Source organism: Neobacillus sp. YX16 (genome assembly GCF_030123505.1).
GTDB lineage: Bacteria > Bacillota > Bacilli > Bacillales > Cytobacillaceae > Neobacillus.
The window spans coordinates 2,267,176-2,282,789 of the sequence record NZ_CP126115.1 but is presented as its reverse complement, the minus strand read 5'-3'; the positions used below and the strand labels follow the sequence as shown (position 1 = coordinate 2,282,789).

The 15,614-nt window shown below is 35.8% G+C and carries 14 protein-coding genes; all 14 read right to left on the bottom strand.

What is annotated here, in order from left to right; genetic code table 11:
• Positions 1–11 precede the first annotated feature (11 nt).
• The 14 genes from QNH48_RS10985 to QNH48_RS10920 all read right to left on the bottom strand — a co-directional run bounded on the left by QNH48_RS10985 (position 12) and on the right by QNH48_RS10920 (position 15,481).
• Positions 12–1,475: a tagaturonate reductase gene (locus tag QNH48_RS10985; protein ID WP_283954920.1), complete on the bottom strand. Its 1,464-nt coding sequence runs from the start codon at positions 1,473–1,475 to the stop codon at positions 12–14.
• 62 nt (positions 1,476–1,537) lie between these two features.
• The gene (locus QNH48_RS10980; RefSeq protein ID WP_283954919.1) at positions 1,538–2,536 is read right to left on the bottom strand and encodes a LacI family DNA-binding transcriptional regulator; all 999 of its coding nucleotides are present in this window, start codon (positions 2,534–2,536) and stop codon (positions 1,538–1,540) included.
• A 76-nt stretch (positions 2,537–2,612) separates the two neighbouring features.
• Entirely contained in the window at positions 2,613–4,049 is a 1,437-nt protein-coding gene (gene uxaC / locus QNH48_RS10975) for a glucuronate isomerase (RefSeq protein WP_283954918.1), read from the bottom strand.
• 213 nt (positions 4,050–4,262) lie between these two features.
• A complete protein-coding gene (locus QNH48_RS10970; protein ID WP_283955743.1) occupies positions 4,263–4,670 on the bottom strand; it encodes a ThuA domain-containing protein in 408 nt (135 codons plus the stop codon).
• 90 nt (positions 4,671–4,760) lie between these two features.
• Complete coding sequence (locus QNH48_RS10965; protein ID WP_283954917.1) at positions 4,761–4,910, bottom strand: hypothetical protein; 150 nt, start codon at positions 4,908–4,910, stop codon at positions 4,761–4,763.
• Positions 4,911–4,934: 24 nt separating this feature from the next.
• A complete protein-coding gene (locus QNH48_RS10960; RefSeq protein WP_283954916.1) occupies positions 4,935–5,630 on the bottom strand; it encodes an SDR family oxidoreductase in 696 nt (231 codons plus the stop codon).
• A 56-nt stretch (positions 5,631–5,686) separates the two neighbouring features.
• Positions 5,687–6,145: a VOC family protein gene (locus QNH48_RS10955; protein ID WP_283954915.1), complete on the bottom strand. Its 459-nt coding sequence runs from the start codon at positions 6,143–6,145 to the stop codon at positions 5,687–5,689.
• Between the two features lie 31 nt (positions 6,146–6,176).
• Complete coding sequence (locus QNH48_RS10950) at positions 6,177–7,106, bottom strand: carbohydrate ABC transporter permease (protein ID WP_283954914.1); 930 nt, start codon at positions 7,104–7,106, stop codon at positions 6,177–6,179.
• 11 nt (positions 7,107–7,117) lie between these two features.
• Positions 7,118–8,095, bottom strand: coding sequence for an ABC transporter permease (locus QNH48_RS10945; RefSeq protein WP_283954913.1), 978 nt, complete (start codon positions 8,093–8,095; stop codon positions 7,118–7,120).
• Between the two features lie 180 nt (positions 8,096–8,275).
• On the bottom strand, positions 8,276–9,928 hold the full coding sequence (locus tag QNH48_RS10940; protein ID WP_283954912.1) for an ABC transporter substrate-binding protein: 1,653 nt from the start codon (positions 9,926–9,928) through the stop codon (positions 8,276–8,278).
• Positions 9,929–10,010: 82 nt separating this feature from the next.
• Positions 10,011–11,810, bottom strand: coding sequence for a sensor histidine kinase (locus QNH48_RS10935; RefSeq protein ID WP_283954911.1), 1,800 nt, complete (start codon positions 11,808–11,810; stop codon positions 10,011–10,013).
• A gap of 6 nt (positions 11,811–11,816) precedes the next feature.
• On the bottom strand, positions 11,817–13,388 hold the full coding sequence (locus QNH48_RS10930; RefSeq protein WP_283954910.1) for a response regulator: 1,572 nt from the start codon (positions 13,386–13,388) through the stop codon (positions 11,817–11,819).
• A 145-nt stretch (positions 13,389–13,533) separates the two neighbouring features.
• Positions 13,534–14,682 (bottom strand): family 8 glycosyl hydrolase, encoded by a 1,149-nt coding sequence (locus tag QNH48_RS10925; protein ID WP_283954909.1) that lies wholly within the window; start codon positions 14,680–14,682, stop codon positions 13,534–13,536.
• Positions 14,683–14,839: 157 nt separating this feature from the next.
• Positions 14,840–15,481 carry a YesL family protein gene (locus QNH48_RS10920; RefSeq protein WP_283954908.1) on the bottom strand — a complete coding sequence of 214 codons (642 nt, stop codon included), beginning with the start codon at positions 15,479–15,481 and terminating at the stop codon, positions 14,840–14,842.
• Between the last annotated feature and the right edge of the window lie 133 nt (positions 15,482–15,614).

Below are 15,614 nucleotides of genomic sequence, written 5' to 3'. Positions count from 1 at the left end.
ACGGCCTCCTACTAAATAGATGTTTCAAACAATTCTTTAAGAGCTTCCTTAACTCCCATTTCATAGATAGAAAGGAGGTTTGTACAGACGGTACTATCTAGATTTGGAATCGAGGTCAAATCCATCCCCCATAACCTTTTCTCCGCCAGAATTATATGCACGAGTTCTTTCATTGTAAGTTCATGTTGTTTAAATTTTTCCCAGTGAGTTTTAAAGAATTGCACATTTACCGGATCATCCTGAAGTTCTATTACGTCATTTCCTCTTTTTCCTCGATAAAAATAAAGCAGACTGCTTAATGAAAAAACCATTCGTTTTGGCAGGTTGTTATTTTTTTCAACATAATCCAATAAGGCGGGCAGGTTTCTTGTTTGAAATTTAGAAATTGAGTTTAGTGCGATGCTCATTAAATAATGCTTGATATATGGATTAGCAAAACGGCTAATCACATCATCTGCATAGCTGCTTAGCTCTGTTTTCGGACCCTCTAATGTTGGGATTATTTCCTCTTCAATCATTTCTCTTATAAACCGGCCGATTTCTTCATTATTTACACTTTCTTCCACCGTACTTAAACCGGATAAGTAAGCAACCGGAGTCATCGCTGTATGCGCACCATTTAAAATCCTGACTTTCCGTACCCTGAAGGGAGTTAAATCATCGACAATCAGCGTGTTTAGCCCGGTTCCTTCAACTTTTAACTCATTTTTTATCCATTCCGGTCCCTCAATGACCCAAAGGTGATACTGCTCCCCTACCACCATCAATTCATCCTCATATCCAAGTTGTTCAATTTTTTCTTTATAGGAATCGGATGGAAATCCCGGAACTATACGGTCTACAAGGCTTGAACAAAAGGTATTAGCGTTCTCTACCCATTTATTAAAATCATCACCAAGGTTCCAGTTACTTGCATATTGCAATACGATTTCCCTAAGTTTTTCCCCGTTTCTTTCAATTAGTTCACAAGGAATGATAATGCAGCCGCGACTTCCATCACCTGCAAACGCCATAAAACGGTGATAGAGGAACGCAGTCAGCTTCCCTGGAAAACTTTTTTGCGGTCGATCCTCCAACTGGTCTGTGGGGTCAAACACAATTCCTGCTTCTGTCGTATTAGAAACGATTAATCGGAGATCTTCTGTACCTGCAAGGTTGATATATTCCGGATAATCCGTAAATAGATTAATACCCCTGCTGATTGACTCGATTACCTGATGCTGATTTACCAAATGACCTTCTTTTATGCCCTGTAAGTAAAGGGTAAACAATCCATCCTGCTTATTTAGCCTTTCAATCTTGTTATTGCCTCGTGGCTGGACAACCACTACACTTCCATTGAAATCTGTCTTCTCGTTAAGAACTTGGATTTGCCAGTCAATAAACCCTCTTAAAAAATTTCCTTCCCCAAACTGGAGCACCTTCTCTGGATAGGTAGTATATTCCTGATAAATTTTATTATTTAGTCTTTGCACCAATCTTTTCCCCTTTCTAAAATGCACACGTTAACATTTTTGTTCATAAAGAAAGGTAAATACTAACCCCTCTTCTTAACAGAATCTCTTATGATTAATTCTGTATTGGCAAAAACCTTTTCGTCTTTTTCCACTTGTCCTGCTACAAGTGAAAGGAGTTTCTCCGCACCAAGTATACTGATTTTTTCAACCGGCCGTTTTACCGTTGTTAGCTTTGGTGTTGTATATTGGGCGAAACCAATATCATCAAATCCGACAATAGAAATGTCATTTGGGACATTCAACCCACTAGCAAACACGGCATTCATTGCACCAATGGCCATGTCGTCATTAGAACAAAAAACGGCTGTCGGAGGCTTTTTCAAGGATAGTAATTTTTCCATTCCTTGATAACCGCTTTCCATATCATAATTTCCGTTCACGGAATAATCCGGTTGAATTGAAATGTCATTATCAATCAGCGCAGTAAGATAACCGTCCTTACGCATTTGCGTAGATTTAAATGTTGGAATTCCTTCAATGACTGCGATGTCTGTATGACCGCAATCTATTAAATACTGCACAGCTTGTCTTGAACCCTCTGTATCGTTAGAAAGAATGTTGATAATGTAATCCTCTTCAATTTCTCTGTTAAGCACGACGAGGGGAATTTTCTTTTGGAGTACATGATAGATAAAAGAATGATCGCGTACACTTTGGCTCATTAAAATAATCCCATCAAATCTTTGTGAATTAATACTCGAATAATCCTGATAATCATCAATACCACGGATAAACAAGTTATATTCCTGGCTAATGACACTGTTTACACCTTTTATTGTATCTGCAAGAAAGCTTGCAGATGTACCATTGCTAATGCTTGTTAAAAATAATCCAATTGTATGCGACTTTTGCATGACCAGGCTTTTTGCATTGTAATTAGGCGTATAATTTAGCTGGGAGGCAATTTCAAGGATTTTCCTTCTAGTTGGCTCTTTTATAAGAGGGCTGTTATTTAGTGCCCTTGATACGGTTGTATGAGATACATTGGCCAATTTTGCAATATCTTTTATTGTAACCATTGTCTTGACCTACCTTTTGCATTAACTATTTTCATTCATTATACCTTATCAGCCCTGCCCCGCCAGCTTTCATCTATTAATTATTAGAAATATGTTCGACTATGGCTGCTTCCTGAAAATCAAAATAATTTTTGGCATTGTTATAGGATATTCCCTGAACAATATTTCCGAGTAACTCCAAATCATTTGGAACCTCACCGTTTTCAACCCATTCTCCAATTAAATTACAAACCAGTCTCCGGAAATATTCATGTCTTGTATAAGAAAGAAAACTCCTTGAGTCGGTCAGCATTCCGATGAAACGGCTGAAAAGACCAACGGTGGATAATGCCTTCATCTGCTCGAGCATGCCCTCTTTTGTATCGTTGAACCACCATGCTGTACCAAATTGAATTTTCCCTGGAGTCCTCCCGTCTTGGAAGCTATTAATGATACTTGCTATTACCACATTATCGCCTGGATTCAAGGAATAAATAATGGTTTTCGGAAGCTTGTTTTCCTGCTCTAAGGAGTCCAGTATTTTTACTAACGGCTTTGCAATCTGGTCGTCGTTAATGGAATCATAACCGGTGTCAGGACCAAGAATCTTAAACATCCTATTATTATTGTTACGGTGAGCATTGATATGGAACTGCATCGCCCAGTCCAGCTCTGCATAAAGCTTGCCAAGATAGATTAACGTGAACGTTTTGAACTTCTTTTCTTCTTGCAGAGAAATACTGTTGCTCGATAATCTCTTTGCAAAAATCTCATTCACCTCTTCAAAGGTTGTTTCTTCATATACCATAGAATCTAAAGCATGATCCGATACCCTGCCTCCAGCAGAATGGAAAAATTGCACACGAGCTTCAAGTGCAGCAAGGAAGTCCTCATAAGTCTCAATATCTATTTCAGCAGATTCCTCAAGCTTAGCGACCCAATCCATAAATCCTTCACGGTTTATTTCTAACCCTTTGTCAGGTCTGAAACCTGGTACAACACTAACTGAATATGAATTTTCTTCTCTTAACTTTAGGTGGTATTCAAGGCTGTCTACAGGATCATCTGTAGTACAAACAACCTTGACTTTTGACTTTTCAATCAAATTCCTTACACTAAATCCCTCTTCGTTAAGTTTGGCATTTACTTTTTCCCAAATTACTGGTGCACTTTGTTCATTTAATAAATCATGGATACCGAAGAACCGCTGTAATTCTAAATGAGTCCAATTGTATAATGGATTTCCAATTGTCATAGGTATGGTCCTAGCCCATGCAAGGAACTTTTCATAGTCACTGGCATTCCCGGTTATATATTCTTCTGAAATTCCGTTGGCTCTCATTGCTCTCCATTTATAATGATCACCATACAACCAGGCCTCCGTAATATTTTTAAATTTCTTATTTTCATAGATTTCCTTCGGACTTAAATGGCAATGGTAATCAATAATTGGCATGTCTTTTGCGTAATCATGGAATAAAGAGATAGCGGTTTTATTTTTTAATAAGAAGTTTTCATCCATAAATTTTTCCATTTTGCACCATCCTAATGTAAAATGTTAACGTTAACAAAATCCTATAATTTCAGTCTAACAAATCTGAATAATATTGTAAATAAAGAATGTTAACGTTAACATCCATCTTTTTCATTTACCTGTTTTAACATAAATATCCCACCTTGTAATATTGAAGGTGGGATATTTATATTGAATTCTCGATTTTGACATGCCTTATTCCCTTATTTCTTTCTATCTTAAAATAAGCCAATTTACACAGTTTCTTAAGATTTCTAAAAATTCCTCGTTCAACAATCCTTCTTTATTATGGGCAGGCGTTAAACAACATACCTTACCCTCGCCAAAACTGTGGGACCATCCCGCTGCTGATTGTCCATCAATAGATTCAGAGTATAGGAATACATTAGTATTCTCACTATCACAATGAACAAAATAATGCTCATCTACTATTTCAAATGAAGTAGTGCTAGGAAGGACGGAGTTATTTGCAAAAGCTTTGTAATGAACAAGGTGAAGCTTTTCAGGATGATACAAAAAATATCCTTTTAACATTTTTATATAAGCACCCTCAACTGGGAAGGAAGCTAAGCCAGAATGCCATGCAAGCCAGCTTCCACCATTTCCAACATATTTTGTAATCTTAGATGAGACTTCTTAAGTCATCCAAGTCTCTACGTTTTCGTCCGCGGGGTTGACTCTATTTTCTTTAAAATGAATCACCGCATCCGGCTACTTCGCAAGGACTTCTGGTAATTGCTCAGGTGAGTAATAGTCAATTTGCAGGCCTTCCCTGCCAAAGCTGAAGGCAGTTTCAATTGATTGTTTCGCCCATTCACTCGAATGATAATAATCGCCTAGCACTGCTGCCAATCTAATCATTTCCATCACCACATTCTATCTTATTTATAACGGCATGGGATACCCATCATGGGAGATAAAAACATTCTTTCTGTCAATCACTCGTTTTCTCTCTATAATATTGAATATTCCATTGGCAGTCTCAATCGGGTCTCCTGGTGCACGGTCGCCGCCCATATCAGTCTTGATCCACCCTGGATGAATGGAGTAAACATTAATATTACTACCACTTACATTTTGACTTAATTGCTGTGTAAACATGTTCAATGCTGTTTTTGAGGTGGCATATGCATAATCACCGCCATAAGCATTTGTTATACTTCCTGCTTCAGAGGAAATATTGATAATGGATGAACGATCCCCCATCATTAAAAGAGGAAGGAAATGTTTTACCACTCTAATCGGACCAAAGAAATTCACTTCGAATGTTACTTTTACTTGGTCAAGATCCAAGTCCTCAATCTTTTTATCTCGTTCTAACAATACCCCTGCATTATTAATGATAGCATCAATCGTTCCAAAGTTTTCTTTAACTGACTTTGCGGCCAAAGATACTGATTCTTCATTTATTACATCTAAAGGCAGCAGTGTAATTGATTTATATAATTCAGATTGTGTTAAACTTTCTTTGCTCTTATGGAGATCTCGTACTCCAGCAAGAATTTGATGGCCTCTTTCTGACCCAACTTGCGATAAAGCTAAACCTAGACCTCTATTAGCTCCCGTTATCAAAATCCGCATCCTTTAGTTCCACCTTTATATTGAAGTAACAATCTAAACAATTTTAAACTTCCTTTTTATCTATCATTTTCCAATAATTCTAGTATTATTTTTAGGTCTTTGAATGTGTCCATGTATGCGTATCTTCCACCGGTGTATTCACCCTTTTGCAGCAATGGCATTTGATTGCCTTCCATAAGTACAATTTTTTCTTTCATCCCTTTGATGAAAAAAGCGATATGGTGAGGTCCTTCACCATGCTCATCAAGATGCTTCCTCCATGTACTTGGGTAATGATCTGGTTCAATTAGTTCTAATTGAAGAGAGCCCATATCAAAAAATGCTAGTTTTGCTCGCGCCTCTGTTGGATCACCATCGAACTCAGTTTGTGCCTTTTCCAATTTATCAGTTAGACTCCATTCTGGTTTATCTATACCAAAGAAATCAGCATAAGCCTGGCTGGTTTTTTCAATATCATTCACAAGAATACCAATTTGAGCAATTACATTTGTTCCTAGAGCATTTTTTTCAAACATTTTAGTGTTCCCTCCAAAAAGCCTCTTTTTATCATCCTTTTACTCCACCCAGGGTTAAACCTTTCACAAAATATTTTTGTAGGAATGGATAAACCATAATAATTGGCAAACTTGCGACAATGGTCATCGTTGCCCTGATGGATGTGGGTGAAACCATATTTGCACTAGCATTAGCATTTGCAAAAGCATCCGCAGCTGTTTTTCCAGACATAGATGCATTTGAATTCTGTAATATCTTCATTAACTCATATTGCAGTGTACTTAAGTTTGAACTAGAAGAATTGTACAAGAACACATCAAACCAGGAATTCCATTGGTATACCGCTACAAATAGTGATACTGTAGCTAATACAGGCAATGACAATGGAAGAACAATTTTAAGAAAAATAGTAAAATCGCCTGCCCCATCTATTTTCGCAGATTCAAACAAACTATCTGGGATTCCTTCAATAAAGGAACGAATAACGATTAAGTTAAAAACTCCGATAATACCAGGAATAATATATACCCAAAAACTATCTAATAAACTTAACTCCTTCATCAGTAAGTAATTCGGGATTAGTCCTCCATTAAAATACATGGTTAATACAAAGGCAATGGTTACAAACTTTTTTAATACAAAGTCCTTCCTACTTATTGTGTAGGCAACCATTGCTGTACCCAACACGGATGTTAGTGTACCAATTATTGTTCTCAAGACGGAGATAAAGAAAGAATTAACGATACTAGCTTCACCAAAAACATGTTTATAATTTGCCCAAGTAAATTCTCTTGGCCAAAGGTAAATACCGCCCTTTAAGGAGTCACTTGCTTCATTTAAAGATACAGCCAACTGATTGAGAAATGGATATAACATGACCACACAAAGGAAAGTCAAAAAAGAATAGTTAAATATATCAAATAGATAATCGCCCACACCAGAATGATGTCGAGTTGCTTTAAAAATTGGTTTCTTTTGCATAATATCCCCCCCTAGAAAAGCCTTGGCTGATCAAACTTTTTGGCAATATGGTTAGCTGAAAATAAGAAGATGAAACTCACAACTGTTTTAAAAATCCCGGCAGCGGTGGCAAGCGAAAAGTTCCCCATTGCCATACCATACTTTAATACATAAATATCAAGGTTTTCTGAGTAGGATAGGTTCATTGGATTTCCTAATAAATACTGCGCTTCAAAGCCAGATTCTAATACATAACCTAGATTCATAATAATTAATATGATAATAGTTGGTTTCAAAGATGGAAGTGTGATATGTCTTATCCTTTGCAATCTTGATGCGCCATCAATATCCGCAGCTTCATATTGCTCAGGGTCAATCATCGTTATGGCAGCTAGATAAATAATCGTATTCCAGCCGACATTTTTCCAAACCTCCGCTATACCGTTGATAGCCCAAAACCATTTTTCTTTTCCTAGCCATAGAATTGGTTCATCTACGATTCCTAAATTCACCAATACAATGTTGACAATCCCGTTTTCAAGCGAGAGGCTGTAAGAGACGATACTCGCTGCAACTACCCACGAAATAAAATGGGGTAGATAACTAATCGTTTGTATCGATTTTTTAAATCTTAAATGCCTAATTTCATTAATAAGAAGGGCGAGGCCAATTGCTGTAACAAAACCTAAAACTAGGTTAATAGAGCTCATACCAATTGTATTTCTAAGTACACGCCAAAAGTTCTCGTCAGTGAATAGAAACTTAAAATGCTCCATTCCAATCCATTCTTGATCCATTATGCTTCTAGCTGGTTTGAAATCCTGAAAGGCAATCGTCCAACCCCACAATGGAATATATTTAAAAATAAATAACCAGACTATGAACGGAAGGCTCATGGCTAAAAGTACTTTTTGTGACATCAGCCTCGTGAAGAATGTTTTATTCCTCTTTTTAGAAACAGATACTGAAGGATTTATCGTTTCCTTTGAAACTCTAGTTCCAACCTGCATACTTGCCCCTCCTTTTTCTAAATCTATATATCCTAAAATCATAAGCTACTCCCTTAATAGTGAGCCCTTTTTGAAGGGAGTGGCTTATGACTTCAGGATGTTAGGAAACTATTTAATAGCAGAAGGCCGATATAGCCAATTGGGCGATATCGGCCTTCTTTTGTTTATTCTTCTAAACTATTATTTTGCTGCAGCCTTAATGCGGTCATCTACCACTTTATCCATTAAATCTTCTAAAGCCTTTGCATCTAGTTTGTTAAATTCTTCGATATACTCCTCCCAAACCTTATCAAAGTCACCAGGCTTTGCGAGAACTAATTTAGGGAAGTATACTTTCGTTAAGTCTGTCTTTCTTTGTCCAAAGATTTGAGCATCAGAGCCTTGTTCAATAACAGCACTCCATGTCGGATACCATGGACGATCATCTGGATCTGCGAATAAGTCAGAGAATACCTCTGCGCCATATGCCTTTAAAATAGCCTTGTCACCATCTGTGTAAGATACTTGAGCGACTTCCGGCTGCTTACCTGGAACCCAGGCATTTCCATCACTATAAAGCATGTCACCCATTGGCCAGTAATACTCAAAAGTGTTTAATCCAGATTCATCACGGTATTTTTCATCACTGGTTTTCGCAAACTGCTCTTCAGTTTGATAGAATTTGCCTTTGTCATCCACGCTATACGTTTCGTCTTTAATACCCCAGAACATTAACTTTTGATTTTCCTCTTTCACCATATTGTCAAAATACTTAATAATGCGGACTGGATCTTTAGCGCTGACTGTGATACCAACTCCACGGTTATTAATGAAAGCAGGCGGATCGATATATTGATCCTTTTGTCCATCAAATGTGATGGGAAGCGGCATATAACGTAAATCATCATTTCCAGCGACCTTTAGGTTATCCAGTGCTTGTTGAACCTGCCAGCCGTAATCAAAGAATCCTAAAACGCGGCCAGATGCTAACTTAGCAAGGTATTCATCATAGTTCGCAACAAATGCTTCTTTATCAAAAAGACCTTTACTATTTAAATCGTTTAATTCTTTAAAATAACGCTTTGTAATATCGTTATCTGCATAAACGTCCGTTTTGTGTGTCTTAATATCCACAATAACTTCACCATCATTTGGGTAGCCTGCTAGGTGGTTAGGAACGTTTGATAGTGCGAAGAAGCGCCAATCATAAGTTAAAGCTGTAAATCCAATGGTAGAAGCTCCATTAACTTCCGGATGTTTTTTCTGATAATCTTCAATTAATGCTAAATACTCATCAAGTGTCTTAATCTTAGGATAACCAGCTTCTTTTAATACGCCACGTTGAATCCAGAAGGCACCTTGAGTAATATTAGGGTCTTTAATGAAGCCTTGCTTTGCAGCAAATGGAATAAAGTTAATTTTGCCGTCCTTATCTTTCATTTGATTAAGGAAAGGACCATATAACTTTTTAATATTAGGGGCATGCTCATCGATTAATTCAGTCAAATCAATAAATGCACCTGCGTCTAATACTTTATCAATCGCGATATCTGGAACTAGAACATCAGGATATTTTCCACTAGCGATCATTGTTCCAATCTTTGTATTGATGTCGCCCACTAAATACTCAGTTTTAAAATTCACACCTGTTTGGTCTTCAAAAATTTTCCCGATCGTTGTTTCATTTGTGTTTAAGTCTTTTCCTGGGGAAGCAGCATTAAAATAAGTAAATGTTACGTTGTCTTTGGAATCACCATCCGATGATTTTCCGCTTGTACTATCGTCTTTGGTACAGCCGACAATGGAGATAAGCATCATAACCATCAAAAGAACTAATAAGGACTTTTTAATCATTTTGAAACCCCCTTAATATGTTTGAAAGCACCTTCATTATACGTTGTAAGGGTTTTCATAAACCATTTAAAAAGTATAGGTATTACTTAATAAAGTATAGTTTTTTCTCTCTATCCTCCGTTGCTACGAATTTTCCCTTTAGTTTTTCTGGAACTTTTATGGTAATCTTTGTTCCCTTGTTCTCTTTACTTTCAAGTTCGAAATCAAATTGATTACCGTAGTATAGCTTTAACCGATAGAAGACATTTTTTATTCCTACATTTTCACCTATTTCTTCTTCTTTTTCTAATGATGACAACAATTGATTCCTTTTATCAATGGTCATTCCAGCTCCGTTGTCCATGACAATACATGTTAACAAACCGTTGTTAAGAGAAATATTTATCGTTATTTTCCCATCGTCAGCTAATGGCTCAATGCCATGGATGCTTGCATTTTCAATAAATGGCAAGAATGACATATTAGGTATCCAGCGATCCAAAGCTACATCATCGACGTTAATCTTGTAATCTAATTTGTCTCCAAATCTGTATTTCTGTATTTCTAAAAAACTATTAATAAGTTTTACCTCAGCTTGTACGGTTACCATATCTTTTCCCCATGTCAGCGAATTACGGAAGATTTTCGCCATATTGTGGATGATATTAGCTGTTTCCATTTCTTGTTTAATAACACTCCTCATTCTTATCGTCTCAAGTGCATTAAATAAAAAATGGGGATTAATTTGGCTTTGCAGTGCGCTAAGCTGTGCACGGTTGCGTTTAATTTCTAAGTCCTTTTTTTGAATATTAGCCAAGAATACATCATGAATGAGTTCTTTTATCTTTTTGCTCATCCGATTGTATTCGATCGTTAATTGGCCAATTTCATCTTTAAATTCCTGACCATCAATGATCTCAAAATCCTGATTTTTCATCCTTTTGACGTGCTTTAGGACACGGTGCAGTCTCATCAAGAAGGAGCGTGCAATGATAATAATGATAACTGTAGGGAGTAGTAAATTGATACATGCTAAGAGAATAATAAACCGTCCAGAATCATTGACCGTTTCAAGCATTGTTTTTTCCGAAATGGCCCCAACTACCTTCCAGTTATGTAAATACGTACGATCTTTTATTTTTGTATTAATTGTAACGGTATTATCTGGATAACTTATTTGGTTATATTTTAAAGGTTTTTTTAACCAATTGAGTCCTTTCTTGGTGGAATATTCAATTTCACCCTCGTCATTAAGAAGGAACAAATCTCCTTTAAACGTTACATTTTCAAATATCTGTTTAATGTTTGCAGGGTTGATTTCAATTCTAACTATTTTTTCCTTATTATTAAAATTAAAATAGTCAAGCTTTCGGATGACGGCAAACGTTCTCGAATCAATGCTAGCTGGAGAATGAATCATAATCGGCCCTGTGGTTCTTCCTAAAGAAACTTGTTTATACCATTCCAATTGTTTTATTTCCTTTGTTATTAAATAAACCCCTCCAGAGTAAATCATCGTTGGATTATCAGTAAAAAAGCGTATTGAATTAATAGAGGGGTTTATTGGGCTTGATTGGTTAAACGTTCTGATATAAGTGTTATAGTCATCAATATAATCAATATCCGTTATAAAGTCCTTTTCTAGAAATGAATTAATATTGCTATTCGTATAAAGGGAGGAAGATATACCAACTGCTTCGTCGACAATCCTCCCAAAATTATTTGTAATCTGCTGCAAGGCTAACTTGGAATCTTGCATTTGCTGTTTTTTTACATTTTCAATTGTCACATGATAAAAAGTAATATTTGTTAAAACGATGGGAATGAAGACAGCAAAAAAATACATGATTAATAATTTATTACTTAATTTAACATTATGAAAGCTTATTTTTCGTAGCTTCATTTATGATCACACTTTTCTTTTAAGATGATTCCGATATTCAGATGGTGTTATGTTTTCAATCTTCCCAAATATAGTTACAAAATAGTCGGTGTTATTAAAACCAACACTCTCTGCGATTTCATAGATTCTATTTTCTGATTGTCGCAGTAGTCTTTTCGCTTCATTGACCCTAATTTGCAATAAATATTCCTTAAAATAGATTCCATATGTTTTCTTAAACAATTGACCCAAGTAAACTGGATTCATGTAAAATTTTGCAGCAATCGTTTTTAAACTTATATTCTCATGGTAATGTGAATCAATATATTGTTTAATTTTATAAACTTCACTTTGTGTTGACAGCCTTCTTAATTTAGAAATTTCTTTTTTACTTTCTAGTACAAAATCAATTAGCAGTTCCTTTAATTGAACTAACGTGACATGAAACTCCTGTATCTTGAGCATTGTTTGAAAGAAAGCTAATTGTGATGGGTCCCCTTCCAATTTTTTGATAAACTTAAAAATGGAATGGACAATTCGATTTATCGACGAAAGTATCGCTGACCTTGCCATGCTTCTCTTATGAAATTCTTCAAAAATGGAATCGATGATACCTCTAATAGAATCTGAAGATTCATCTTCCATTTTTTCCAGTACCAAGTGATAGAATGAATCATCTAGTTCAGTATAATGGAGTGATTTTTTAGTAATATCACTACTAAAAATCATCCCATCTTTTTGTACGTATTTGAACTGTAAACCTCTTTGAGCAGTTTCATAGGATTCCTTTAAAATGAGAAGGTCAGGAACGGAAGAACCAACATAAAATGTTACCTCCTCTGAAAGTTGATGGGATAGCTCTTCTTTTACCCAATTTACAAATTTACCGACTTTCATTTGAAATCTACTTAAGTAATTGACAGTGATTAGAACACCAATACTTCCCTGCTCTAAGTCTTGTATCCAAACTTTTTCCTTCAGGTCACAAACATCACGAATTACTTTGGCTATTTTCTCGCAAACCTTTTTGTATATAGCAACGTTCTGCTCATATGTGTTATTTATTAGTCCGTTTACCTCCATAATGATGTAGTAAAATTCCTTTGGATTTCCTAGTATAGGTAAATAATTAGCAACTTCCTTTTCATCCGCATTACCAAATAAAAGCTGATTCATAATTTCCTTGTATTTTATTTCCCTATTCTTTTCTTGAAGAGTTTTCTGTTTATTAAGTGATTTAGAGAGTACGGTTAATGTTTGCTCCATTTCCTCTTTATCGATAGGTTTGAGTATAAAATCATGTACACCATATTTAAGTGCCGTTTGAGCATATTTAAAATCACTATATCCACTAATAATAATAAATTTGGGTTGAATTTCTTCTTGTGCTACTATTTTTATTAGCCCAAGTCCATCCAGAACTGGCATACGAATATCGATTACTACCAAATCAGGCTTTACATCACGAATGACAGTTAATGCTAGTTGACCGTTTGAAGCCTCTTCTACAACTTCAAACCCACATACTTCCCAATCAATTAAACTTCTAAGTCCTTTTCGAACATAGATTTCGTCATCAACTAGTACAACTTTGTACATTTCCAATCCTCCCCTTTTTATAATATTTAGTGGAATGGACAGGTTCCATTAATAATAAAGCGTTTTCATTTTTCACAAAAATCAATCAGTTTCGGAATATTTTGGAAGACCCCTCAAACGTAACTTTGAGGGGTCTCTTTGTTTTTTATGGCTTCCAAATTTTATAATTGCCGCTTAATGCCAATAGGCTAAAAAAGTATAAGCAGTTGTCGTAATATCTTCTAACACCTGTTCTTACTGGCGTATTCCAAAATAATTCAACCCACTTTAACCTATCTTGTCCATTGGCTGCAAGAGAGGCAAAAGCATTCGTAGCAAGTAACCCAACAGGATGTATGGATTTTTCCTCAAATGGTTCACCTGAAATCGTATAGCGGCGATAATCGGCAAGGTCCTTATCTGAAAAGAAGGCTTGAAGTTTATTTGCCTCTTCTATTTCCCAATCATCTCCTCTAAACCATTCATAATCTAAACCAATATTTGCTGCCACTCGATAAGCATCACTAAAGAAATGACCATAACCTTTTTCATTGTTAGGAGTACCATCATAATAAGCATACTCAGGAGCTAGACCTGTTTTAGGATGACATGAAGTTTTTAAGTAGCCTCTGCTTGCTGCTGCTGCTTCCTTCCAGAACTTGTGATCCTCTTCATATGCCCACAAAGCAAACAATTCATAGAAATGAGGCAAATGGTAGGATGGATCAGAGAACTCACAATTTGGTATAAACTTGATTAATTTATTTTCTTTGTTCCACATTGGAAATCCAATACCATCTTCTCCTTTGTGAAGACAAGTTCGAAGAAGATCTTTTGCTTGTACACTGTAATTAAATGGTTCTGCACCATCCCCCCAACGATGTGATGCAAAAAACAAAGCCATTGCAAAAAATTCTTCTCCATCCGGTGCCGGACCAAAGGAATTCTTTGTACCATCCTGCGCACAAGACCAGGCAAAGTAGCCGGCGTTTTCCCCACTAGTCATATACATGTACTTCATCGTCCATCTCCACAAGCGGTCAAAGACATCTTTATTGCCCATTTGCACAGCCATCATCATTCCATATGACATACCCTCAGTCCGCACATCTAGGTTTCCAGTATCAAGCATGTATCCCATATCGTCACCTACTGGATAGTAGATTCTAGTATCCTCGTCCCCATTAAATAACTCATCCCAATTTTGTTGAATTCTTTTTGCAATTTCATCGTCTGTTTTACCAATTTCTTTAAATAGATTACGATATTGCTCAGTATAAAAAGAACCTTCTTGCATTTCCACTAGCTTTGACATATTACCCCTCGCTTACAGGTATTTCATTATATTTTTTAGTTGTTTTTTAATTATATCCCCTGCTTTTATTTTATTATATCTTCAGTAACTTTGTTTGTCTATCGGACAAACAAAGTTTTTTTCAGAAAAAATTATGTTTTATGAACATTCGTATATCTTACTTTTGAGAACTGAGATTTTGTTGTTTCTTTTCTATTCTTCGAAAATTTAAAGCAGCTCCCCACATAATGACAACCGCTATTAAACTCAAACAAAAGAACGGAAGTAACCCTGGTATAGCGGAGAAAAAATAGCCTATTAGTCCTATCAAAATCAATATCAGAATTGTGATATCCATATTTAATATTCCGATATAAAAAGAATTCTTCAAGTATTGAAAAACCTTCTGATCAAAATGAACGTAAACAGGAAATATATAAAGAAGGGTAATGAAATAAAAACTAGTGATGATTAGTAAGGGAATTGTTAATGTATATTGGAGCATTCCCCCAGCAGCCATAATAAATTTATAATCATAATACAAAAACAGACCAAAAATAACTAAAATCACACCAAGCTTATTTACTTTTAAAAACTCATTTTTGTAGATTTGAAAAAAGGTATGAAAGATTGGCAGATTACTTTCTTTATTAACCAGCCATTTTCGTACAATGGAGAATAATGAAACGGTAGCAGGCAAAACCCCAAAAACAACGAGGCCACTTATGGAGAAGAGTATCCATAAAAGATTAATATAAGCTAGTTTCATAATCCATTCACAACCAATATAAAGCTTCCCGAACGCAATATTGTTCTGCATTTTGTTATCACCTCGTTAGTGTATGTTTTCATAAATAGTTTCTATTATAAATGCTTATACGTCAATAAAGTAAATATTCAGAAAGCATATTTACTTTCTTAAGTATTATCTTTAGTTTTTACGGTTCAATGTT

What these genes read in the sequence shown, in the direction of transcription:
- QNH48_RS10980 (WP_283954919.1), bottom strand. Translation starts at nt 2,536, where the DNA reads ATGGTTACAATAAAAGATATTGCAAAATTGGCCAATGTATCTCATACA.
- uxaC (WP_283954918.1), bottom strand. Translation starts at nt 4,049, where the DNA reads ATGGAAAAATTTATGGATGAAAACTTCTTATTAAAAAATAAAACCGCT.
- QNH48_RS10965 (WP_283954917.1), bottom strand. Translation starts at nt 4,910, where the DNA reads ATGATTAGATTGGCAGCAGTGCTAGGCGATTATTATCATTCGAGTGAA.
- QNH48_RS10960 (WP_283954916.1), bottom strand. Translation starts at nt 5,630, where the DNA reads ATGCGGATTTTGATAACGGGAGCTAATAGAGGTCTAGGTTTAGCTTTA.
- QNH48_RS10955 (WP_283954915.1), bottom strand. Translation starts at nt 6,145, where the DNA reads ATGTTTGAAAAAAATGCTCTAGGAACAAATGTAATTGCTCAAATTGGT.
- QNH48_RS10950 (WP_283954914.1), bottom strand. Translation starts at nt 7,106, where the DNA reads ATGCAAAAGAAACCAATTTTTAAAGCAACTCGACATCATTCTGGTGTG.
- QNH48_RS10945 (WP_283954913.1), bottom strand. Translation starts at nt 8,095, where the DNA reads ATGCAGGTTGGAACTAGAGTTTCAAAGGAAACGATAAATCCTTCAGTA.
- QNH48_RS10940 (WP_283954912.1), bottom strand. Translation starts at nt 9,928, where the DNA reads ATGATTAAAAAGTCCTTATTAGTTCTTTTGATGGTTATGATGCTTATC.
- QNH48_RS10935 (WP_283954911.1), bottom strand. Translation starts at nt 11,810, where the DNA reads ATGAAGCTACGAAAAATAAGCTTTCATAATGTTAAATTAAGTAATAAA.
- QNH48_RS10930 (WP_283954910.1), bottom strand. Translation starts at nt 13,388, where the DNA reads ATGTACAAAGTTGTACTAGTTGATGACGAAATCTATGTTCGAAAAGGA.
- QNH48_RS10925 (WP_283954909.1), bottom strand. Translation starts at nt 14,682, where the DNA reads ATGTCAAAGCTAGTGGAAATGCAAGAAGGTTCTTTTTATACTGAGCAA.
- QNH48_RS10920 (WP_283954908.1), bottom strand. Translation starts at nt 15,481, where the DNA reads ATGCAGAACAATATTGCGTTCGGGAAGCTTTATATTGGTTGTGAATGG.